Annotated in this window: 22 protein-coding genes; 16 read left to right on the top strand and 6 right to left on the bottom strand. The window is 55.0% G+C overall.

Annotated elements, in window-relative coordinates:
• Nucleotides 1–22 precede the first annotated feature (22 nt).
• Nucleotides 23–550 carry a hypothetical protein gene (locus ATL17_RS11605; RefSeq protein WP_133572952.1) on the top strand — a complete coding sequence of 176 codons (528 nt, stop codon included), beginning with the start codon at nucleotides 23–25 and terminating at the stop codon, nucleotides 548–550.
• 1 nt (nucleotide 551) lies between these two features.
• On the opposite strand, the gene ATL17_RS11600 is transcribed toward ATL17_RS11605, so the two are convergent.
• Nucleotides 552–1319, bottom strand: a complete 768-nt coding sequence (locus tag ATL17_RS11600) for a GGDEF domain-containing protein (protein WP_133572951.1) — start codon at nucleotides 1317–1319, stop codon at nucleotides 552–554.
• Nucleotides 1320–1606: 287 nt separating this feature from the next.
• On the opposite strand from ATL17_RS11600, the gene ATL17_RS11595 reads away from it, so the two are divergent.
• The 7 genes from ATL17_RS11595 to cobM are packed head-to-tail and all read left to right on the top strand — an operon-like array spanning nucleotide 1607 to nucleotide 8056.
• Nucleotides 1607–1795 (top strand): DUF6732 family protein, encoded by a 189-nt coding sequence (locus tag ATL17_RS11595; RefSeq protein WP_133572950.1) that lies wholly within the window; start codon nucleotides 1607–1609, stop codon nucleotides 1793–1795.
• A complete protein-coding gene (locus tag ATL17_RS11590) occupies nucleotides 1795–2925 on the top strand; it encodes a sirohydrochlorin chelatase (protein ID WP_133572949.1) in 1131 nt (376 codons plus the stop codon). The genes ATL17_RS11595 and ATL17_RS11590 overlap by 1 nt, the downstream gene beginning before the upstream one ends.
• Nucleotides 2925–3554 (top strand): precorrin-8X methylmutase, encoded by a 630-nt coding sequence (locus ATL17_RS11585; RefSeq protein WP_208111191.1) that lies wholly within the window; start codon nucleotides 2925–2927, stop codon nucleotides 3552–3554. Before ATL17_RS11590 ends, ATL17_RS11585 begins: the two co-directional genes overlap by 1 nt.
• Complete coding sequence (gene cbiE / locus ATL17_RS11580) at nucleotides 3551–4768, top strand: precorrin-6y C5,15-methyltransferase (decarboxylating) subunit CbiE (protein WP_133572947.1); 1218 nt, start codon at nucleotides 3551–3553, stop codon at nucleotides 4766–4768. The genes ATL17_RS11585 and cbiE overlap by 4 nt, the downstream gene beginning before the upstream one ends.
• Nucleotides 4765–5469, top strand: coding sequence for a precorrin-2 C(20)-methyltransferase (gene cobI, locus ATL17_RS11575; protein WP_133572946.1), 705 nt, complete (start codon nucleotides 4765–4767; stop codon nucleotides 5467–5469). Before cbiE ends, cobI begins: the two co-directional genes overlap by 4 nt.
• Nucleotides 5457–7253, top strand: a complete 1797-nt coding sequence (locus tag ATL17_RS11570; RefSeq protein ID WP_133572945.1) for a bifunctional cobalt-precorrin 5A hydrolase/precorrin-3B C(17)-methyltransferase — start codon at nucleotides 5457–5459, stop codon at nucleotides 7251–7253. Before cobI ends, ATL17_RS11570 begins: the two co-directional genes overlap by 13 nt.
• Nucleotides 7250–8056, top strand: coding sequence for a precorrin-4 C(11)-methyltransferase (cobM, locus tag ATL17_RS11565; RefSeq protein ID WP_133572944.1), 807 nt, complete (start codon nucleotides 7250–7252; stop codon nucleotides 8054–8056). Before ATL17_RS11570 ends, cobM begins: the two co-directional genes overlap by 4 nt.
• Here the strand turns inward: cobM and ATL17_RS11560 are convergent.
• Nucleotides 8035–8775: a cobalt-precorrin-6A reductase gene (locus ATL17_RS11560; protein ID WP_133572943.1), complete on the bottom strand. Its 741-nt coding sequence runs from the start codon at nucleotides 8773–8775 to the stop codon at nucleotides 8035–8037. The two genes, cobM and ATL17_RS11560, sit on opposite strands and share 22 nt — an antisense overlap.
• A gap of 21 nt (nucleotides 8776–8796) precedes the next feature.
• Entirely contained in the window at nucleotides 8797–9900 is a 1104-nt protein-coding gene (locus tag ATL17_RS11555; protein WP_133572942.1) for a cobalt-precorrin-5B (C(1))-methyltransferase, read from the bottom strand.
• A 46-nt stretch (nucleotides 9901–9946) separates the two neighbouring features.
• Between ATL17_RS11555 and cobA the strand changes: the two genes are divergently transcribed.
• Genes cobA through cbiB form a run of 4 tightly spaced genes read left to right on the top strand, consistent with a single transcriptional unit; the run spans nucleotide 9947 to nucleotide 14521 of the window.
• The gene (cobA, locus tag ATL17_RS11550; RefSeq protein ID WP_133572941.1) at nucleotides 9947–10777 is read left to right on the top strand and encodes a uroporphyrinogen-III C-methyltransferase; all 831 of its coding nucleotides are present in this window, start codon (nucleotides 9947–9949) and stop codon (nucleotides 10775–10777) included.
• A complete protein-coding gene (locus ATL17_RS11545; protein WP_133572940.1) occupies nucleotides 10777–12066 on the top strand; it encodes a cobyrinic acid a,c-diamide synthase CobB in 1290 nt (429 codons plus the stop codon). Before cobA ends, ATL17_RS11545 begins: the two co-directional genes overlap by 1 nt.
• 6 nt (nucleotides 12067–12072) lie before the next feature.
• The gene (locus ATL17_RS11540) at nucleotides 12073–13554 is read left to right on the top strand and encodes a cobyric acid synthase (RefSeq protein ID WP_246028693.1); all 1482 of its coding nucleotides are present in this window, start codon (nucleotides 12073–12075) and stop codon (nucleotides 13552–13554) included.
• 10 nt (nucleotides 13555–13564) lie between these two features.
• A complete protein-coding gene (gene cbiB / locus ATL17_RS11535) occupies nucleotides 13565–14521 on the top strand; it encodes an adenosylcobinamide-phosphate synthase CbiB (protein ID WP_133572939.1) in 957 nt (318 codons plus the stop codon).
• A 9-nt stretch (nucleotides 14522–14530) separates the two neighbouring features.
• Here cbiB and ATL17_RS11530 read toward each other — a convergent pair whose 3' ends face one another.
• The 3 genes from ATL17_RS11530 to ATL17_RS11520 all read right to left on the bottom strand — a co-directional run bounded on the left by ATL17_RS11530 (nucleotide 14531) and on the right by ATL17_RS11520 (nucleotide 15958).
• Nucleotides 14531–14911 carry a hypothetical protein gene (locus ATL17_RS11530; protein WP_133572938.1) on the bottom strand — a complete coding sequence of 127 codons (381 nt, stop codon included), beginning with the start codon at nucleotides 14909–14911 and terminating at the stop codon, nucleotides 14531–14533.
• Nucleotides 14912–15051: 140 nt separating this feature from the next.
• Complete coding sequence (cobU, locus tag ATL17_RS11525) at nucleotides 15052–15576, bottom strand: bifunctional adenosylcobinamide kinase/adenosylcobinamide-phosphate guanylyltransferase (protein ID WP_133572937.1); 525 nt, start codon at nucleotides 15574–15576, stop codon at nucleotides 15052–15054.
• Nucleotide 15577: 1 nt separating this feature from the next.
• Complete coding sequence (locus ATL17_RS11520; RefSeq protein WP_133572936.1) at nucleotides 15578–15958, bottom strand: DUF1636 family protein; 381 nt, start codon at nucleotides 15956–15958, stop codon at nucleotides 15578–15580.
• A gap of 180 nt (nucleotides 15959–16138) precedes the next feature.
• Between ATL17_RS11520 and ATL17_RS11515 the strand changes: the two genes are divergently transcribed.
• Genes ATL17_RS11515 through edd form a run of 4 tightly spaced genes read left to right on the top strand, consistent with a single transcriptional unit; the run spans nucleotide 16139 to nucleotide 21134 of the window.
• A complete protein-coding gene (locus tag ATL17_RS11515) occupies nucleotides 16139–17005 on the top strand; it encodes a glucosamine kinase nucleotide-binding domain-containing protein (RefSeq protein ID WP_166639009.1) in 867 nt (288 codons plus the stop codon).
• Nucleotides 17006–17055: 50 nt separating this feature from the next.
• Entirely contained in the window at nucleotides 17056–18549 is a 1494-nt protein-coding gene (zwf, locus tag ATL17_RS11510; RefSeq protein ID WP_133572934.1) for a glucose-6-phosphate dehydrogenase, read from the top strand.
• Between the two features lie 8 nt (nucleotides 18550–18557).
• Complete coding sequence (gene pgl, locus ATL17_RS11505; RefSeq protein WP_133572933.1) at nucleotides 18558–19259, top strand: 6-phosphogluconolactonase; 702 nt, start codon at nucleotides 18558–18560, stop codon at nucleotides 19257–19259.
• A gap of 48 nt (nucleotides 19260–19307) precedes the next feature.
• On the top strand, nucleotides 19308–21134 hold the full coding sequence (edd, locus tag ATL17_RS11500) for a phosphogluconate dehydratase (RefSeq protein WP_133572932.1): 1827 nt from the start codon (nucleotides 19308–19310) through the stop codon (nucleotides 21132–21134).
• Nucleotides 21135–21169 lie beyond the last annotated feature (35 nt).

Raw genomic sequence — 21169 nt, 5'->3', positions numbered from 1 at the left:
GGTTGAATTTTAGGGGGCCTATATGACCGCGCTTGTTTCCATTTCCGATATTCACAATGGCCCGGATATGGATCATTGCCTCGCAGGCTTTCTCGCTGCGAAATATAATCTTTCCCACAAGCGGTTTTCACTGCCTGAGTTGGCAGGCAATCCAGATCTATCTGCCGAGGAGTTGCACCAAACCCTGTTTGAAGGCGGAGCGGCAATTGATGCGGCGGAGCGGTTGATTGCGCAGGTCGACGTGCCGTCTCTATTGATTGGCTATAGTGCTGGGGGCACTGTGGGTGCCATGGCCAACAGTGTTGTGCAAATATTTGAAGCGCAGCTCTTCGTGTCATCCACGCGGTTGCGGCATTTGACCGCGAGCCATTTTAAAGTGCCATCGCTGTGTTTGTTCGGCGAGCTGGATGAACATCAGCCCAAGCCAGACTGGCATAAGGAAGCAGGCGTTGAACGCTATGAAGTGGCCGAACATGGCCATGACTTCTATCAGCAGTTACAAGCTGAAAGCTGGGCGCCTTTGGCGGAACAATTTTTCGAGCTGACCTAAGCTAAGCCGCCACGCAATTTCGCCCGCGACTTTTGGCGATGTAGAGATTTTTGTCGGCGGTTTTCATAAAGTGTGATGGCTTTTCGCCCGCTTCATGCGTTGCCACACCAATGGAAACAGTAAGCGTAAACCGCTTCTTTTTATTGTCGAATGTCAGCAGCGTTACATCTTGGCGAATATTCTCAGAAACATCTTCCGCCAGTTTCTGGTTGCCGCCTTCCAGATAAACGCCAAATTCCTCACCACCTAAACGACCTGCAAGATCGCTGCGACGCATATTTTGATTGATCACCTTGCCAATAAACTCAATGGCCTCATCGCCAGCCGCATGGCCAAACTCATCATTGAGCTGTTTGAAGTGATCGGCATCAATATAAAGGAATGCGCCGCGGCCTTCCGGATTGGTTGGATGCGAAATACGATCACGCATGGCTTGAATAAAGCTGGTGCGGTTCAACAAGCCAGACATTTGATCAACGCTGGCCATGCGGGCCAACTGCACGCTCAAACTGTTCAGCTTTAGCCGCTGCACTGACAGATAAACCGCAATTGGGAACGCCACCACCACGGTGATAATGCCCGTCAATAAGAGGTTGACCAGAACATAGTCCCAAGTGGATTTGGCGATATATTGATAATAAACAAAGGTCAGAATTTCAGCGCCAAGCAAAGCCAATAGGGTGATGCTTACCGCCTTGCGAAATGCGGGTTGAACAAAATTGCGGTCAGCAAGATCAATGCCTGTCAGTGATTTAATTTGTCGCAACATTTCTACTTACCCCGTACTCAACATAACCCTCGCCCCACATCCAATATGCGGCAACCCGTTTAAATATTATGAGCGGAACTAGATAAAATTTTATCTATCTCGAATGGCCGTGTTGACGGTTTAAAACGCAACCCCTAAGACTATCGCCCTGCGCAGCGTTCCAATGAAGGAACTGAAAGCGATTCTGGTGAGGCTGACCCAAACAGGGAGCCAAGCCCGGAGCTGCTCGACGTTGATTTTTTGCGAACTCTGCCTCTCCCGATTTTAAAAACCGAAGAGGTAGAATAATGAAATATTTCCTAGCATCCATTTTTGCCCTGTTGCCCAGCTTTGCGTTGGCACATCCTGGCCACACTGAAGAAGTGGCGGGCCACACCCACACTTTGATGGATTTGGCAGCTTATGGCGCCATCCCAGCGGCGCTCTTCGTGGCTGCAGTTTTCGGCTATGCCATTTACCGTCGCGGCGATAAATAATGAATTTCACATTGGATAAAGACACAGCGGTGATGCTGTGTGGCCATGGCAGTCGTAACAAGCTGGCCGTGGATGAATTCGCACACCTTAAAGATCGTTTGAAACAACGCTTGGGCGATGTGCCAGTTGAATATGGCTATCTGGAATTTGCCGATCCAGTGATTCATCACGGCCTCAACCAGCTTAAAGAGCAGGGCGTGAAAAAAGTGATCGCGGTGCCGGGCATGCTGTTTGCTGCGGGCCACGCGAAAAACGATATTCCCTCAGTGCTCAACACCTATCAGGCGCAAAACCCTGACATGGAAGTGATCTATGGCCGTGAGCTAGGTGTGGATTTGAAAATGATCCGCGCCGCGGGTGCCCGCATTGAAGAAGCCTTGGAGCAAGCTGGCGGCGATGTGCCACGCGAGGAAACTTTGCTGGTGGTTGTGGGCCGTGGTGCTTCTGATCCAGACGCAAACTCCAACGTGGCAAAAGTGATGCGCATGTTGTGGGAAGGTATGGGCTTTGGCTGGGCCGAAGTGGCCTATTCCGGTGTCACATTCCCACTCACCGCACCGGCGCTGCAACATGCAGCTAAGCTGGGCTATAAGCGGATCGTGGTGTTTCCTTATTTCCTCTTCACCGGCGTGCTGGTGAAGCGGATTTACAAATATACCGATGAAGTGGCCGCCGAACATCCCGATATTGAATTTATCAAAGCGGGCTATTTGAACGACCATGACATGGTGGTGGAAACCTTTATCGACCGTATCCGCGAAGTGGTGGACGGCGAAAACAATATGAACTGCCAGATGTGTAAATATCGCGAGCAAGTTCTGGGGTTTGAAGCCGAAGTGGGGCTGGCACAAGAAAGCCATCATCACCATGTGGAAGGCATTGGCGGCGGCATGGAAGATTGCCCCTGCAATGGCGATTGCGATGCATCCTGCCGTGATGAGGAGTTCTGCAAAAAGCACGGGCTGCCCTTCACCCCGGTGCATAAGCATGACCACGATCATCATCATGATCACGGCCATTCGCATGACCATGGCGATGGGCACCACCATCATCATGATCACCATCACCACCCTTATCCGTTTAAGGACCATCCATTGGGTCCGAAAACCATGGAGAAAAAGGGGTCCTGATGGACTATTTGCGTGACCCTAAAGCCATTTACGACATGAGCTTTAAGATCATCGAAAAGGAGGCGGCACTGGATCAGTACCCGCCTTCTTTGCGGCCCGTTGTCGTGCGCATGATTCATGCGTGCGGCATGGTGGATTTGACCGAAGATATCGCCTTTCGCGGCGATGTGATGGCCGCCGGGCAGGCGGCGCTTGCCGCAGGCAAACCGATCCTGTGCGACTGCGAAATGGTTCGCTCTGGTATTACCAAACGGTTTTTGCCCGAAGTGGAACAGGCACAGTGTTACCTCAATCATGAGCGCACCCCAGCTTTAGCCAAAGAGCTGGGCACCACCCGTTCGGCAGCACAGGTTGAGCTGTGGGGCGACGCGGCAGACGGCGCAATCATTGTGATCGGCAACGCGCCAACCACTTTGTTCAAGGTGATCGAGATGGTTGAGGCCGGGCACATGCAACCTGCCGCCATCATCGCCACACCGGTTGGCTTTGTGGGCGCGGCAGAATCGAAAGATGCACTCACCCAAACCCGTGTTAGTGTGCCCTATATCACCGTAACGGGCAGACGCGGCGGCTCGGCCATGGCCAGCGCCGCGATCAACGCGATTGCACTGGGAGGGCAGCAACGATGAGCAAATGGTTAGATGTGGTGGGCGTCACCGCCAAAGGACTGGCGTCGCTCAATAGCGAACAGCAACAAATGGTCGACGAGGCCGAAATTGTGGTTGGCCCGCCCCGCAGCCTGCCGAAATTGCGCGGCGATGATCCGCGCTATGTGGAATGGCAGGCCCCGCTCGACAATATGATCGAGCAAATCCTGTCCTTCAGTGGCAAAAAGACCGTGATTTTGGCCACAGGCGACCCCACTTGGTACGGCATTGGCGCAACGCTCACCCGCTATATCCCGCTGGATGAGTTTGAAATTCACCCTGCGCCTTCGGCCTTCTCCTTGGCCGCTGCCCGAATGAAATGGCCCTTGCAAAACACCGCCTGCGTCTCGGTGCATGGCCGCCCCGTTGACCTGTTGAATGCTCATATCGTGCCGGGCAACCGGATTTTGGCCCTCACCAGCGATGCAACCACAATTGAGGCGATTGCCAAATTGTTGGTGCAACGCAAGTTCGGCCAAAGCCATCTAACGGTGCTGAACGCCATGGGCGGCGATACCGAAAGCAAGGTAGAGTTCACCGCCAACACCTATGAAAGCCACGGCATCGGCAACCTCAATACGGTAGCCATCGATTGTGTGGCCGATGAGGACGCTGCCCTGTTGCCGCCATTGCCGGGCTTGCCAGACAGCGCGTTTGTCTCCGACGGTCAGTTGACCAAACGCGAAGTCCGCGCGGCAACTTTGGCCAAACTGGTGCCATTGATGGGACAGCATTTGTGGGATGTTGGCGCGGGCTCCGGCTCTGTCGGCATTGAATGGATGCGCGCCGCCCCCCGCGCCACGGCCACAGCTTTTGAGAAAAGCACCGCCCGTATCGACATGATCAAAAAGAACCGGGACGTGCTGGGCACGCCCGGCCTCAAAATCGTGGAAGGCGAGGCGCGGGCGCATTTGAACGAAGCGCCGCCAATGCCCGATGCGATTTTTATGGGCGGCGATGTGGGCAACAAAGAATTGTTTGACGCGCTTTGGGCAGCCCTGAAACCCGGTGGCCGCTTTGTCGCCAATGCGGTGACACTGGATGGGGAAGCCGCGCTCCTCGATAGACTGGAGCAAAAAGGCGGCGACTTGGCCCGCATTGATGTTTCCCACCTCGACCATGTGGGCGCTCACAAAGTGCTGCGCCCCAAAATGACCGTGACCCAATGGTCCATCGTGAAAAAGGCAGATGAATGAGCGGCACGCTTTATTTAATCGGCACCGGGCCGGGCGATCCTGAATTATTGACCCTGAAAGCCGCGCGTGTGTTGAGTGCGCTGGATGGTGTGGCCTATCCGCAAAAGCCAGGCACCACATCGCAAAGCCTTGCCATTGCCGAAGCGCATTTAAACGACAATGTCGAGCATTTCGCCTTTGACGTGCCGATGGCCGTGGATCGGGGCCCAGCGCAAGCCGCCTACGATCAAATGGCGGGGCAGCTCGCACCCAAACTGGCCGCCGGACAAAACATTGGCTATCTGTGCGAAGGCGATCCGCTCTTTTATGGTTCAGCCATGTATTTGCTGCACCGCTTGCCGGACGCGCACATCGAAATCATTCCCGGTATCACGTCATTGACCGCCGCCGCCGCCGAAATCAAACGGCCACTTGCGGCCCGCAATGAGCGCTTAAAAGTTCTACCCGCACCAATGGAAAGCGCCGCGCTGGAAACCGAACTTGCGGCCAGCGAAGCCGTGGCGCTAATCAAGATTGGCCGCCATTTTGACCGGGTGCGCGAAGCGCTCAACAAAAGCGGGCATGGCGACAGGGCGATGGTGGTGGAATATGCCACCCGCGAGACACAAAAAATCACCAAACTGGCCGACTACCCGCAGGGGGAACGGCCCTACTTTTCGATCATCCTCAGCTATAAAGGCGACGAAGCATGGGGCAGCTAAACCAAAACCCGCCATTGGTGATTTCTTTTTCTGAAAGTGGCAATGAGGTCGCTGAGAAAATCGCGACCGCGCTTTCAGTCGAAGCACAGCCTTATAAAAAAGGCGAAATGGACCCGGCCCGCGCCGCTGTCGAACGGGGCTTTCAGCAGGGCCGTCCCATCATCGGCATTTGCGCCGCGGCGATCCTGATCCGCTTTCTCGCGCCGTTTTTGGCCGATAAAAAGACCGATCCACCGGTGTTGGCGGTGTCCAGCGATGGCAAAAGCATTGTGCCGCTCTTGGGCGGGCACCATGGCGCCAATCAATTGGCCAGTGATCTCGCACATGATTTGCACGCCCATGCGGCGATCACCACCGCCAGTGAAAACATTTTTGGCGCGGGGCTGGATGAAGTGCCGTTCGGCTGGAAATTGGTCAACCCCAAATCCGCCAAGCGGGCCATGGCGTCGCTGTTGGCAGGGGCGAAATTTCATATTAAGGGCGAAGCCGACTGGTTGGCCAAACACCCGGCCTATGATCCCGAGGGCGAGGTGCAATTGCTCGCCCATATCCATCATCATGAGGAACAGGACGCGCCGCATTATGTGCCGCAAAAGCTGGTGGTCGGCGTGGGCTGTGAACGCCATTGTCCGGCAGACAAAATCATTGAGTTGATCGAAGCAACGCTCAAAGCCAACAAGCTACACCCCAAAGCCATCGCGGCGCTGGCCAGCATTGACCTGAAAGCAGACGAGAAAGGCTTGCAACAAGCCGCAGCCCATTTCGGCGTGCCATTGCGCGTGTTCACCGCAGAAGAATTGGCAGCGGAGCGCGAGCGGGTGCCGAATCCTTCCGCTATTGTGGAACAGGAGGTAGGTACGCCTTCAGTAGCAGAAGCCGCCGCATTGAAGGCCGGGTCTTTGCTGGTGGAAAAGCAAAAGAACACGCAAGCCACCTGCGCCATTGGCATCGCCGACGAGGTGATCGATCCGCAGCTTTTAGGCCGCGCTTTGGGCACAGTTTATCTTGTTGGCCTTGGGCCGGGCACCGCAACTTTGCGCACCCCAGATGCAGACCGCGCTTTGCGGGTGGCAAGCGATTGGGTTGGCTATGGCCTCTATCTGGATTTGGCGGCAGATGCCAAAACCCATCAGACCGAACATCGGTTCGATTTGGGCGAGGAAGAATTGCGCGTGCGTCACGCTCTGGAACTGGCGGGCACTGGCCGCGACGTGGCGCTAATCTGCTCAGGCGATGCGAACATCTTTGCCATGGGCGCGCTGATTTATGAATTGCTGGTGGCCGAGGGCGACCGTGCCATTTCCGATGCGGCGAAGCGCGTGGCGATTGAAACCTGCCCCGGCATTTCCGCGTTCCAAGCAGCGGCGGCCAAGTCTGGCGCGTTGATCGGCCATGATTTCTGCTGCATTTCGCTGTCAGATTTGCTGACCCCGCGCGACGATATTTTGAAACGGCTGGAAGCGGCAGCGACTGGCGATTTTGTCACCGCCTTTTACAATCCACGCTCCATGCGCCGGACCGATCTGATCGAAATCGCGAAGGAAAAATTCCTCGCTGAACGGCCAGACAACACCCCCGTGATCATCGCCTCCAACCTTGGTCGCCCGGCGGAAAAAGTGCGGGTGGTCACATTGGCCGAGTTCAATCCGGAAGAAATCGATATGCTCACTATCGTGCTGTTCGGGTCTTCCCAATCCAAAAGCTTTGTGCGCGGTTCCGGCGAACGGGTCGCCTATACCCCGCGCGGATACGCCAAAAAAGCAGCAAAAGAGGCGGCACAATGACTGTTTATTTTATCGGCGCAGGCCCCGGCGCACCTGATTTGATCACCGTGCGCGGCCTGAAATTGATCGAAAACTGCAAAGTCTGTCTGTTTGCGGGCTCATTGGTGCCCACTGAGATTGTAGAAGCCGCGCCGCGCGATGCCTTGGTAATGGATACAGCGCCCATGCATCTGGATCAGATCATTGAAGAAATCCAAAAGGCGGATGCCGATGGGTTGGATGTGGCGCGGGTGCATTCGGGGGACCCTTCGCTTTATGGCGCGATTGCCGAACAGATGCGGCGGCTGGATGAAATGGGCATTGATTATGAAGTCGTGCCGGGCGTACCCGCTTTCGCCGGGGCGGCGGCGCGGTTGAAAACCGAGCTGACCTTGCCCGAAATTGCGCAGACCGTGATCGTTACCCGCACCAGCGGCAAAGCCTCGTCCATGCCCGAGCATGAAACGCTGGAGATTTTGGGCCAATCGCGCGCAACCTTGGCAATCCACCTCTCAATTCGCAATCTCAAATATATCGAAGAAACGCTTAGCCCTTATTATGGCGAAGACTGCCCCGTGGTGGTGATCTATCGAGCCACATGGCCGGATGAGCAGATCATCCAAACCACGCTAAAAGATATGCGCGCTGATGTGCGAGCCGCGAAAATCACCCGCACGGCGTTGATCTTTGTGGGCCGTGTGTTTGATGCCAAAGGCTTTAAAGATAGCGAGCTTTATTCCGCCGACTTTGCCCACGTGCTGCGCAACAAGGGCAAAAAGAAGGACCGCACCAAGACCAAAGGTCAGGCGGCAGAGGCGGAATGATCGGCCACAAACTTCAACGCGCCGTCAACCGAAAACACTTCCGGTGCCGTGGGCAGGGCGGGGCGCTCGATCATGATCACGTCGACGCCCAATTGCCGCGCGGCTTCAAGCTTGGCCACCGTCTGATCACCGCCTGCATTTTTGGTCACCAAATGGGTGATCTTATGCTGCTGCATCAACGCCATTTCGCCCTCAAGGCTGAAGGGCGGACGTTCCAGCATCACCGTCACGCGCGGCGGCAACACCATTTCGGGATGCTCAATGGCGCGCAGCACGATAGTGCAATCATCGCGCAACACAAAGGGCTCCACATGCTGGCGTCCGATGGTCACCAAGGCGCTGGCCCCTTCGGGCAATCGCTCTGCCGCTTGCGCCAAGTCTTCCACATGCTGCCATTCATCCTCCGGCCCCGCACGCCACGGTTGCCGCGTCAGGCGCAAATGACTTTTATTCAGCTGTTCGCACGCTTCAACAATGTGGTGAGACATATTGGCCGCAAAAGCGTGGGTCGCATCAATCATCAGCTGAAAGTCATTGCGACCAATATAATCCTTCAGCCCGTCCACGCCGCCAAAACCGCCACGATGCACATGCCCATTGGGCAGGCGCGGCTTGCGGGTGACTCCGGCGAGGGAGGTAGTGACTTCATGCCCCTGGCGCACCAGCGCGTTGGCCAAATCAATCGCTTCGCCTGTGCCGCCAAAAATCAAAATGCGCATAAAATTGCCTCCCGTTTGGTGTTAGCTTTCGGCGATTATAACGCCTTTTCGGTCTGTCACCAAAACGCTGACACGGATGTCATTGTTCCGCAACTTTCCCTGCGCCACTTGTGCAGCAAGTATGGCGATTTTTTCCGCAATTGGAATTTGCGCATCGGTACACAATTCCAACACCTGCTTCGCCGTATTGGCCGCGCGAATGTCGCTGCACAACGCCTCATCCGCACCAAGGCTTTGCGCCTGTTCAGCCAACCAATCAAAGCCAACTTGGGAGCGGCCTGAATGCAGATCCAAATGCCCTTCCGCGAGCTTGGTGATTTTGGCAAACCCGCCGCAAATGGTGAGGTTGGGCACGGGGTTGGCTTTCAGATATTTCAGCAAGCCACCCGCAAAATCGCCCATATCCAAATAGGCTTCCAACGGCAGACCAAGACGCTTTTGTGCCGCTTTTTCCGAGGCATCGCCGGTGGAGCCGACCACATGGGTCAACCCTTCGGCGCGCGCCACATCAATGCCACGATGGATCGAGTGTATCCATGCGGCACAGGAAAAGGGCACAACAATGCCCGTTGTGCCCAAGATGGACAGGCCGCCCACAATGCCCAAGCGCGGGTTCCAAGTTTGCTGCGCCAGCGCTTCGCCATTATCCACGCTGATGGTGATTTCAATGTCGGCCCGCGCGCCCAGTTCGGCGCAGATTTTTTCGCAATGCTCAATCATCATCTTGCGCGGCACGGGGTTGATCGCGGGCTCGCCGGGCGGAATGGGCAGGCCGGGCTTGGTCACCATGCCAACGCCTTTGCCCGCTTTAAACTGAACGCCGCTGCCTTTGGGCAATTGCCGGACCGTCGCGCGCACCATCGCGCCATGGGTCACATCCGGGTCATCGCCCGCATCTTTCACAATGCCGCACATGGCAAAATCATCACCGCGCTCTTCGGCCGCGAGGGCAAAGTCGGGCGTTTGGCCGCCGGGCAGGGTGATTTGAATGGGGTCTTTAAACGTCTCGGAAAACAGGCCATAAAGCGCCGCGCTGGTGGCCGCGGTGGCGCACGCGCCAGTTGTCCAGCCGCGTTTCAGGGCCGTACCTTTTTCATTGACGCTATCTTGTGTGGACGCAACCATATATTCTCTATAGGTCACGCACCTTTAAAGGCAAAGGGCTAATTAAATGCGCGATTGGTTTAAACACCTCTTTGGCAAAAAATGGGATCACTTTGCACGGCTCGATGCGCGCGCTTTTCCAACCTTTGCGCCGGGCAGTGTGTGGCTGGTGGGCGCAGGGCCGGGCGATCCGGGCCTGATGTCGCTGCACGCCTTTTATGCCCTCGGCCAAGCCGATGTGATCGTTTATGACGCGCTGGTGGGCGAGGAAATTCTCACTTACGCCAATCCACAAGCTGAATTGCACTATGCAGGCAAGCGGGGCGGCAAACCTTCGCCGAAGCAAAATGACATTTCGCTCAAACTGATCGAGTGGGCCAAACAGAATAAGCGCGTGCTGCGCCTTAAGGGCGGCGATCCGTTTATGTTTGGCCGTGGCGGTGAGGAAAGCGAAACGCTGCATAATGCTGGGGTGAAGTTCCGCATCGTGCCGGGCATCACCGCGGGCATTGGCGGGCTCGCTTATGCGGGCATTCCGGCCACCCACCGCGACACCAATCAGGCCGTAATTTTCCTCACCGGACATGACGAAACAGGCAATGTGCCGCAAGCAGTGGACTGGCATGCGGTGGCTACAGCGGCCCCTGTAATCGTGATGTATATGGCGGTCAAACATTTGCCATCGATCGCACAAAAGCTTGTGGAAGGTGGACGCGACCCACACGACAAAGTGGGCATCGTCTCCAACGCCACCTTGCCGCATCAAAGCCTAATGGTCACCCAACTTGGCGAGGCGGGTGATTTTGTCCAGCAAAACGAAGTCCCCACCCCGGCCATCGTCGTTGTCGGGCCAGTGGTTGATTATGCCAAAATTCTAAACTGGCAGGAGAAGGACTAATGGCCAAGGGATTGATCATCGCCGCCACCCAGTCCGGCTCCGGCAAAACCTTGCTCACCACCGCGCTTTTGGGCGCACTGAAAGAGCAGGGCATGAAGGTCGCCTCGGCCAAAACCGGACCAGACTATATTGATGGGCAGGTGCATGGTCTTGCCACCGGCCAAAGCGCCATCAATCTCGACCCGTGGGCGATGAGCCAATCGCGCCAGCGCAGCCTGTTGAGCCAGCAAGCCAGTGGCCATGATCTGGTGCTGGTCGAAGGGGTGATGGGCCTGTTTGACGGGTCCGCCAGCGGCAAAGGTTCCACCGCCGATTTGGCGAAAAATCTGCAATTGCCTGTGGTGCTTGTGGTGGATTGCGGCTCCATGGCCCAATCAATTGCCGCCCTGGTGTATGGCTTTCAAAATCTGCGCACCGATATTGATGTGGCCGGGGTGATCCTCAACCGTGTCGCCAGCGACAAGCACGAGAAAATGCTAAAATCAGCACTCGCCAAGCTCGATATTGAAGTGCTGGGCGCCTTGCGCCGCAATGCAGAGCTGGACATTCCTTCGCGCCATTTGGGCTTAACACTGCCGGAGGATTTCGCCAAAAGCCGCACTGTGGCGGCGCTGGCCATTAGCGAGGTGAAAAAGCGGTTGGATTTGGATGGACTGCTGCATTTGGCTAAACCGATCTTGGCCGCGCAAGCCAGCCCTAAGCTGGCGCCGCTGGGCCAAAATATCGCCATCGCAAAAGATGCAGCTTTCGCCTTTCTCTATCCACATCTGCTGGCTGATTGGCAGGCGCAAGGCGCGCAATTGCACTTTTTCTCGCCGCTCGCCGATGAAGCACCCGCTTCGGATGCCGACGCCGTTTTTCTGCCTGGCGGCTATCCGGAACTGCACGGCGCGCAATTGGCGAATGCCGGGAATTTTAGAAAGGGCATGCGTGGGGCCGCCGACCGCGATGCGATGATCTATGGCGAGTGCGGCGGCTATATGGTGTTGGGTGAAAGCCTCACCGATAAGACGGGTAACACATTCGAGATGACGGGTCTTTTGCCGCTGCAAACCGCCATCAACAGACCCCGTCGCCAATTGGGCTATCGCCGCCTGAGCCATAAGAGCATTTTGCCCTGGCCCAGCGATTTGCTTGGCCATGAGTTTCACTATTCGACCGAGCTGAAACGCGAAGGCGACACACTGTTCCGCGCCAGCGATGCGGAAGCCAATGCGGTGGGGCAAATGGGCTTGCACCGCAACCGCATTTTGGGCTCCTATGCCCACATTATCGATGTGCGGGAGTAGCGGCGCGTGACGGCTAAAAGCATGATGTTTATGGGCACCGGCTCGGATGTGGGCAAAAGCCTTGTGGTCGCCGGGTTGTGCCGTCTGTTGCACAATCGCGGCTTTTCCGTTGCGCCCTTCAAACCGCAAAACATGTCCAACAATGCCGCCGTGACTGCTGATGGTGGTGAGATAGGCCGCGCTCAGGCGCTACAAGCTCGCGCCGCCAAGATTGCACCGACAACCGCCATGAATCCCGTGTTGCTCAAGCCAGAGCATGAAACGGGCGCGCAAGTGGTGGTGCGCGGCCAGCGCGTCGCGTCCATGAGCGCGCGGGAATATTTCAAGCGCCGCATTGAATATCTGCCCGAAGCCATCAAAGCCTTCCAGAAACTGAGTGCAGCTCATGATTTTGTGCTGGTGGAAGGCGCGGGCAGCGCGTCTGAGGTAAATTTGCGTGATAGCGACATCGCAAATTTCGGCTTTGCCCAAGCACTCAATTTGCCCGTGACGCTGATTGGCGATATCCACCGCGGGGGCGTGATCGCGTCAATCGTTGGTACGTTCGCCGTGGCCCAGCCCGAAGATGCCGCCCTGATCAAGGCAAGTCTGATCAACAAATTCCACGGTGATCCATCGCTCTTTGACGAGGGCAAAGCCTTTATCGAAACGCACACAAAGCGCCCCTGTTTTGGTCCATTGCCTTTCCATGCGGATGCAAAATTGCTGCCGCCGGAAGACGCCTTGGCGTTGGATGACACCGACCTGGTCAAGAACGATGGCCTGAAAATTGTCGTGCCGCGCTTGCCACGTATCTCCAATTTTGATGATTTGGACCCGCTAAGGCAGGAAGCCAATGTGAGCGTTGAGATTGTGCAGCCCGGCAACGCATTACCCCGCGATGCCGACCTGATCCTGCTGCCCGGCTCCAAAGCCACCATCGCTGATTTTGAAGCGCTGAAGGCCCAAGGCTGGGATATCGATATTCTCGCCCATGCCCGCGCTGGCGGGGCTGTGCTGGGCCTGTGCGGCGGATATCAAATGCTGGGCAAAAAAATTCACGACCCGGAAGGCGTCGAAGGCGCACCCCGCTCTATTGATGGGCTCGGCCTGCTGGACATTGAAACCACGATGGCCAGCCAGAAGCAGCTGCGTGAAGAAGAAACTCTCCATTTGGCGACCCAGCAAACCGTGCGTGGCTACCATATGCATATGGGCGAAACGCAAGGGTCAGATCGAGAGCGGCCCTTCAGCCAGATTGGTGATGAAACGGACGGAGCCATGTCCGTCAGCGGCAAGATCATGGGTACTTACTTGCACGGCCTATTTGCCAGCGACCAGTTCCGCCGCGCCTTTTTGCAAAATTTAGGGGCCGTGCTGCAAGCAGACCTTGAATATGAGGCACGCATTGACCAGATTTTAGACGGATTTGCCGATCATATTGAGCGCCACATTGATGGCGACAAATTGATCAGCCTGTTCGCCACCCCGCGTGATCTGACTTTTTAGGAAATAGACCATGAGCTTTGCCATCGCCTTTCTCGCCATGCTGTTGGAACGAATGGTGGGCTATCCCCGGCAAGTGCTAGACGCCATCGGGCATCCGGTGATGTGGATGGGCAAACTGATCGCCATTTTGGAAAAACGTGGCAACCATCCCGATTTGCCAGATCATCGGCGGCGGCAGAATGGATATGCCATGATCGGGTTGGCATTGGCGGCAACCCTGCTGATCAGCCTGATCATCATGTCCATCACCCGCAGCGCGCCCTTCGGCTGGGTGTTTGAAATCATTTTCGCCAGCACCTTGATCGCTCAAAAAGAATTAGGCCGCGCCGTAAAAGCAGTCGGTGAGGGCTTGCGCAGTTCGCTCGACGAAGGCCGTGAAGCAGTGTCCCACATTGTGGGGCGCGACCCAGAACGTCTGGATGAAGATGGGGTGGCGCGCGGCGCCGTGGAATCGCTGGCGGAAAACGCCTCCGATGGCATTGTCGCCCCCATCTTTTATTTGATGCTGTTCGGCTTGCCCGGCATCGCGCTATATAAAATGATCAACACAGCTGACTCGATGGTGGGTCACAAAAATGAGCGCTTTAAAGACTTTGGTTTTGCCAGCGCCAAGCTAGACGATTGGGCAAATTATGTGCCGGCGCGGATTACTGCTATGTTCTTCACCGTCGCGGCCAAGTTCAAAGCTGGCTTTGATGCCAAGGCGGCGTGGCGTTCTGCCCAGCGGGACGCGAAATGGCATAAATCACCCAATGCAGGCTGGCCAGAAGCGGCCATGGCAGGCGCCATCGGCGTAAAGCTTGGCGGCCCGCGCGACTATGATGGAGAAACGGTGGAACTGGCTTATATGGGCGAGGGCAAGGAGCATGTGGATGCGGATGATATTGACCGCGCCCTGTCACTCTATTGGTTTGCCCTCACGCTGATGCTCGGCACTTTGTTGGTGCTGGCAGCGTTTTTCAACTAGATCAACGCGTCAACTTTTCGGAAACTGATAAAGCAATGTGATGGCTGTTGGAAACATAAAGCCACGCAGATAGGAAAAGGCCGACCGCCCCTCAGTGAAGGCGGCATCGTAGAAGCCGAAATGCGCGCCATATTGTGTCAGGACAAGAGCTGTTATGCTCGCCCACATGCTGACCAAACCAAACTTTTTGCCGAGGATGACCAGCAGCAAACTGATGATGATCGCTACTGAAAGCAGCGACTGAATATTGGCATAAATATCAGCGCTGATTAGATCTCCGCTCTTAAATGTATCCCAAAGTCCGGCGACATGCAGCAGGATCAAAAATCCACTCAGGAGTGTGACCAAAATCTTCCGACTGTTGGCAAATCGTCCGTCCATGTCGCGCATCCTCTTTCCCTAGCGGCGTCAACAAGTCTGTTGCATATGGCGCGCTTGGTCGGAAATTCAACGCATACAGCAAACAAAAGGGCGCAGCCTATCTGGTGCGCCCCCAAAACATATTTATTCTGCAAAGAAGTCGGATGTGGCTACGCCAAATCGCCCTTAAGATTTTGCGGGATACCTGAAGTGACAAACACCACATTTTGACAAATGCGGGCCAGCTCCTGATGGGCGATGCCGGCATGGTCCACAAATTCGCGGGCCATCTTATTGTCTGGGATAACGCCTTGGCCGACTTCATTTGAAACCAGAACCACCATCAAATCGTCATTGGTGCTCAGCCAGTGGGCGAGGGCTTCAACGCTTTCATCCACATCATAGTCTGCCATCATCAAATTGGTGATCCACAGTGTGAGGCAATCCACTAACACGCGATCATATTTGCCCCGCGCACGCTCAAGGGCGGAGATGAGGTTGATCGGCTGTTCAACTGTATCGAAATGGTCGCCCCGCGCTTGTTGGTGGGCAGAAATGCGCAGTTTCATTTCTTCGTCATAAGCGCGGCCAGTGGCCACATAAAGGGGCTTCTTGTTGCCGCGCAGAGCAACGCCTTCGGCAAATCCAGTTTTGCCTGATTTCGCGCCGCCAAGAATAAGGGAGTGATTGATCATTTTATTTTTCTTTCTTAATCGCAGGGAGGCGCGCAATAAAATGCCCTTTCATGGCATCCGGCCATTCAGCAAATGGCACTTCGCCATTTGCTGTGCGTTGATGCGCTGCCGCCCAATCTATAATGGCCGATGCTGTGGGTTGGTCGGGAGTGAACCCACCAGCATGATAGCCCGTTCTATTTTCATCTTGTAATTGAATGGCACAAGATTGCTTGCAGCTCCAAAGGCAGGCATGGCGCACAATTGTGAGTTCCATTTGCCGTTTGTCGCGTTCTGCTTCCACCATATTGGCCAGCAATTCCCCTCCGGTTTCGCCCTTTTCATTAAAGGCGCTCACCGAGCTGAATTTGCAGGTTGAACATATGATTAGAGTTTGTGCCAATTCATCACCATTTCAAACGAACGCCTTGCTTAAATCAAGCCCGTTCCCTTGCCAATGGCCCACAAATGCATTTTTGCCAAAAAACGGGCGAATTTGCGCGGATTAATACTTTCGTATAAGAGCAATTGTGTTTATGGTCCGGCCAAATTTCAATGTTTTGAGCAAAAAAGGATAGGCTGCGTGCAAAATCTGTTTCTCGGAATCGATGGCGGCGGCACCAATTGCAGAGCACGTTTGACCGATGCGGATTTGAATGTGTTGGCGCAGGTGCGCGGCGGCCCGGCAAACACCACAATTGGCGATGGGTCGCAAGCCTATAATTCGATCATTGAAGTGAGCCACAAAGCGTTTGAAGAGGCTGGCTTAGGCCAATCTGATATGGCCCGCACCATTGCCTGCTTGGGCCTTGCTGGCGCGCATTTGGAAAGCTCAAGACGCGATTTCGCCGCGCGCGATTATCCCTTTGCCAAAACCTTGGTGCATAATGATGTGGAAACCGCCCGCGAGGGCGCACATCTTGGAGAAGATGGCGCGGTGTTGATTGTGGGCACAGGCTCCGCCGGTCTCGCTAAAGTTAAAGGCGAATATTTTCCAGTTGGCGGATGGGGCTACCATATCTCAGACACTGCGTCCGGCGCGATCTTGGGTCGGGCATTGGCACGGCGGTCAATTGAAGTGTTGGATGGATTGAGCGAAGGTTCCCCGCTCACCAGCGCCGTGATTGAGCATTTGGGCGGAAGCCAAAACAGCCTCATGGCATGGTCGTTCAAAGCATGGCCGAAAGATTTTGCCAGCCTCGCGCCATTCGTGGTCGAATATTTCGAAAAAAATGACCCCATTGCGCTTGAGTTGATGCAGTTTGAATTTGATCAGATTGAGCAATTTATCAACTGGTTCAAAGCCCGTGGGGCGCAAAAACTGGCCATTGTTGGCGGTTTGGGCGAACGCTTGATTCCCATTCTGGCAGAGCGGTTTGGCGATTATGTACAAGCCGCGAAGTCTGACGCCCAAAATGGGGCATTATTAATGGCAAAAAAGGCGGCATAGGCCCGCCCTTGTCAGCGCACCAAATGGTGTGAAACACGAAAGGAAACTCTATGTCCGCCCGTATTATTCCGGTCGATCCTTTTGACTATGTGGTGTTTGGCGCCACTGGCGATCTTTCTCAGCGCAAGTTGATCCCTGCGCTTTATTACCGCTTTTATGACGGACAGTTCGACACCAATTCGCGCATCATAGGTGTGTCGCGCACGGAGATGAGCGACGAAGAGTTTCAAAAATTCGCCCGCGATGCAGTGACCGAATTTGTTGATGCGGATCATATTGAACAACAAATGCTGGATGATTTCATCGGCTGCTTCTCTTACATCGCCAACGATGTGACAGACCGTGAAGGCTGGGCAGAACTCAGCGATTCCTTGCGCAACGATCCTGAAGTGGTCCGCGCTTTCTATCTCGCCGTTGCCCCATTCCTGTTCGCACCCATTTGCGATTATCTATCGAGCCAGAATTATTGGACGCCAGATGCCCGCGTGGTGCTGGAAAAACCATTGGGCCGCGATCTTCAATCCTCCATTGAGATCAACGACACGGTGGCAGAAGTTTTCCGCGAAGATCAGGTTTACCGGATCGACCATTATTTGGGCAAGGAGACCGTACAAAACCTCTTGGCTTTGCGCTTTGCCAATGCCTTGTTTGAGCCAATTTGGAATTCTGCCCATATTGATCATATTCAAATCACTGCCGCAGAATCTGTGGGCGCTGGTGGTCGTTCCTATTATGAAAAGTCCGGCGCGTTGCGCGATATGGTGCAAAACCATTTGCTTCAGCTTTTGTGCTTGGTGGCCATGGAGCCGCCTGCCTCCGATGAAGCTAATGCGTTGCGCGACGAAAAACTGAAAGTTTTGCGCGCCCTAAAACGCATTGAGGGCGACGATGTGCACAAGAACACAGTGCGCGGCCAATATCGCGGCGTGAGCTCTGAAGACACAAAAGTGCCGGGCTATCTGGAAGAATTGGGCGAAGGCGCAACCTCCAACACAGAAACCTTTGTGGCCATCAAGGCAGAAGTGGAAAATTGGCGCTGGAATGGTGTGCCGTTCTATATGCGCACGGGCAAGCGCATGGCGCGCCGGGCATCAGAAATTGTCATCCAATTCCGCGAAATTCCGCACTCTATCTTTTCCCGCACCCAGGGTGCGCCAACGCCAAACCAGTTGGTGATCCGTTTGCAGCCTGATGAAGGTGTGAAGCTGTTCTTGATGATCAAGGATCCCGGCCCCGGTGGCATGCGTTTGCGCCAAGTGCCATTGAACCTTAGCTTTGCTGACACGTTTACCCAGCGGACCCCAGAAGCTTATGAGCGGTTGCTCATGGATGTAGTGCGCGGCAATCAAACTCTATTTATGCGTCGCGATGAATTGGAAGCCGCATGGGCTTGGATCGATCCGATCCGCGAAGCATGGGATACTGATGCAACGCCTTTGCATGGCTACACCGCGGGCACTTGGGGGCCAACCAGCTCTGTTGCGCTGATCGAGCGCGATGGCCGCACTTGGCATGAAGAGTTGGACGACCCAAAAGCATTATAGGTGACAGAATGGCAGATTTAATCGACCATAATTTTGACAGCAAAGACCAACTGGCGCGCGCCTTGGCCTTTCGTGTGGCCACGGAGTTGAAGCGCGATATTGAAGCCAGCGGCAAAGCCAGCATGCTGGTTTCAGGCGGCTCAACGCCCAAAGCGTTTTTTGCTGCGTTGAGCGAGGAAGAATTGGATTGGACCCGTGTGACCATTTCTTTGGTCGATGAGCGCTGGGTGCCGCCAAGTTCTGATCGCTCAAACGCGAAACTGGTGGGTGAATATCTGCTGCAAAATAAAGCCAATGGCGCAGCCTTTATGCCGCTTTATGTGGATGGCCAATCTGCGCAAGAAGGCGCAAAATCTTTGGGTGAGCAGTTTGCTGCCATGCATAAGCCCTACACGGTTGTGATTTTGGGCATGGGCACAGACGGGCACACAGCATCCTTTTTCCCAGAAGGTGACCAGCTGGCCGAAGCCATTGATTTGAAAAATCAAAACACATTCACGGCAATTGAAGCCCCCGGCGCTGGCGAGCCGCGCATCACCTTCACATTGCCGCAATTGTTGCAGTCTAGCTTTTTGGCACTGCATATTGAAGGCGATGAGAAACAGGACGTGTTGAAAACTGCGATGGGTGAGGGCGATGTTGCCGAAATGCCCATCCGCGCCGTACTGCGCCAAACATTGAAAGAACTGAACATCTTCTGGTGTCCCTAATATCCTTTGCCCTCAGGTCGCACGGATAAATCCAAAGGAGAAGAACCCATGAGCGTCAATCAAACGATCCGCGAAGTTACTGAGCGTATCACCAAACGCAGCGAGAGAACCCGGCGGATTTATCTGGACCGTATGGATGCGGCAGCTAAGCAAGGCGTGCACCGTACGGCCTTGTCTTGCGGTAACTTGGCGCACGGCTTTGCCGCTTGTGGTGTTAGCGACAAAGCAAAGCTAAGCGATGATGTAACGCCCAATATCGGCATCATCACCGCCTATAACGATATGCTGTCCGCCCACGCGCCCTATAAGGATTACCCTGATCAGATCAAAGCAGCCGCAGAAGAAGCAGGCGCCGTGGCCCAAGTCGCCAGTGGCGTGCCTGCCATGTGCGATGGGGTGACCCAAGGCCAACCCGGCATGGATTTGTCGCTGTTCTCGCGTGACGTGATTGCGCTGGCCGCAGGCGTTGGCCTCAGCCACAATATGTTTGATGCGGCCATGTTCTTGGGGATTTGCGATAAAATCGTCCCCGGCTTGGTGATCGCCGCGCTGACATTTGGGCATATCCCAGCGGTGTTTGTGCCAGCTGGCCCCATGCCGTCTGGCCTTCCAAATGACGAAAAAGCGCGCATCCGCCAACTCTATGCCGAAGGCAAGGTGGGGCGTGATGAGTTGCTGAAAGCGGAGAGCGAGAGCTATCACTCGCCGGGCACCTGCACCTTCTATGGCACCGCCAACACCAACCAGATGTTGATGGAAATTATGGGTCTGCAATTGCCCGGTTCAAGCTTCGTCAATCCGGGCACCCCAATGCGGGATGCCCTGACCAAGGAAGCGACCCGCCGTGCTTTGGCGATCACAGCGTTGGGCAATGAATTTACCCCAGCCAGCCGTGTGGTGGATGAAAAAGCCATCGTGAATGGCATGATCGGCCTGCACGCCACAGGCGGCTCCACAAACCACACCATCCATTTGATCGCCATGGCGGCTGCCGCGGGCATTCAAATCACATGGCAAGACATGTCTGACCTGTCAGACGTGGTGCCATTGCTGACCCGCGTTTATCCAAATGGCATGGCCGATGTGAACCATTTCCACGCTGCGGGCGGCATGGGCTTCTTGATCGATCAGTTGCTGAACAGCGGCTTGGCCCATGATGATGTGAAAACAATTTGGGGCTCAGGTCTGCATGTTTATGCGCAAGAGCCAAAATTGATTGACGACCGCATCAAAATGGAACCCGCTGCCAAAGAATCTGGCAATGAAAATGTGCTGACCCCATGCAACAAGCCTTTTGCCAAAAATGGCGGGTTGAAATTGCTTAAAGGCAATCTGGGACAATCGGTGATCAAAATTTCAGCGGTGAAGCCGGAACATCGTGTGGTGGAAGCGCCAGCAAAAGTGTTCCACTCGCAAGATGAATTGAACGACGCCTTTAAGGCAGGCGAACTGAATGAAGATGTGATTGCTGTGGTGCGCTTTTCAGGGCCAAAAGCCATCGGCATGCCAGAGCTTCATAAACTGACCCCACCATTGTCCGTGCTGCAAAATCGCGGCATCAAGGTTGCGTTGGTCACAGATGGCCGTATGTCAGGTGCTTCTGGCAAAGTGCCAGCTGCAATTCATATGACCCCTGAGGCTGTGGATGGCGGGCCAATCGCCAAGATCAAAGATGGCGACGTGATCCGTCTTGACGCAGAAGCAGGCGTGTTGGAAATCTTGGTGGATCAAGCTGAATTTGATGCCCGCCCCGTGGCAACGCAAGATTTGAGTGCATCGCACCATGGTTTGGGCCGCGAGCTCTTTGCTGGCATGCGGCAGCTTGTCGGCGCAGCCGATCAAGGTGCCAGCGCGCTCGGTGAATTAATCAAATAAAACTTGAATTTTTTAAAATAAAAACTAAATACTCT

Source organism: Maritalea mobilis (assembly GCF_004363175.1).
GTDB lineage: Bacteria > Pseudomonadota > Alphaproteobacteria > Rhizobiales > Devosiaceae > Maritalea > Maritalea mobilis.
This window is presented reverse-complemented; position numbering and strand designations above follow the sequence as displayed.

Coding starts and splice junctions, on each gene's coding strand:
- ATL17_RS11585 (WP_208111191.1), top strand. CDS start 2,925: ATGGACTATTTGCGTGACCCTAAAGCCATTTACGACATGAGCTTTAAG.
- cobI (WP_133572946.1), top strand. CDS start 4,765: ATGAGCGGCACGCTTTATTTAATCGGCACCGGGCCGGGCGATCCTGAA.
- pgl (WP_133572933.1), top strand. CDS start 18,558: ATGGCAGATTTAATCGACCATAATTTTGACAGCAAAGACCAACTGGCG.
- ATL17_RS11530 (WP_133572938.1), bottom strand. CDS start 14,911: ATGCGCGACATGGACGGACGATTTGCCAACAGTCGGAAGATTTTGGTC.
- cbiB (WP_133572939.1), top strand. CDS start 13,565: ATGAGCTTTGCCATCGCCTTTCTCGCCATGCTGTTGGAACGAATGGTG.
- edd (WP_133572932.1), top strand. CDS start 19,308: ATGAGCGTCAATCAAACGATCCGCGAAGTTACTGAGCGTATCACCAAA.
- ATL17_RS11555 (WP_133572942.1), bottom strand. CDS start 9,900: ATGGTTGCGTCCACACAAGATAGCGTCAATGAAAAAGGTACGGCCCTG.
- cobM (WP_133572944.1), top strand. CDS start 7,250: ATGACTGTTTATTTTATCGGCGCAGGCCCCGGCGCACCTGATTTGATC.
- cobU (WP_133572937.1), bottom strand. CDS start 15,576: ATGATCAATCACTCCCTTATTCTTGGCGGCGCGAAATCAGGCAAAACT.
- ATL17_RS11560 (WP_133572943.1), bottom strand. CDS start 8,775: ATGCGCATTTTGATTTTTGGCGGCACAGGCGAAGCGATTGATTTGGCC.
- cbiE (WP_133572947.1), top strand. CDS start 3,551: ATGAGCAAATGGTTAGATGTGGTGGGCGTCACCGCCAAAGGACTGGCG.
- ATL17_RS11545 (WP_133572940.1), top strand. CDS start 10,777: ATGGCCAAGGGATTGATCATCGCCGCCACCCAGTCCGGCTCCGGCAAA.
- zwf (WP_133572934.1), top strand. CDS start 17,056: ATGTCCGCCCGTATTATTCCGGTCGATCCTTTTGACTATGTGGTGTTT.
- cobA (WP_133572941.1), top strand. CDS start 9,947: ATGCGCGATTGGTTTAAACACCTCTTTGGCAAAAAATGGGATCACTTT.
- ATL17_RS11600 (WP_133572951.1), bottom strand. CDS start 1,319: ATGTTGCGACAAATTAAATCACTGACAGGCATTGATCTTGCTGACCGC.
- ATL17_RS11590 (WP_133572949.1), top strand. CDS start 1,795: ATGAATTTCACATTGGATAAAGACACAGCGGTGATGCTGTGTGGCCAT.
- ATL17_RS11605 (WP_133572952.1), top strand. CDS start 23: ATGACCGCGCTTGTTTCCATTTCCGATATTCACAATGGCCCGGATATG.
- ATL17_RS11570 (WP_133572945.1), top strand. CDS start 5,457: ATGGGGCAGCTAAACCAAAACCCGCCATTGGTGATTTCTTTTTCTGAA.
- ATL17_RS11595 (WP_133572950.1), top strand. CDS start 1,607: ATGAAATATTTCCTAGCATCCATTTTTGCCCTGTTGCCCAGCTTTGCG.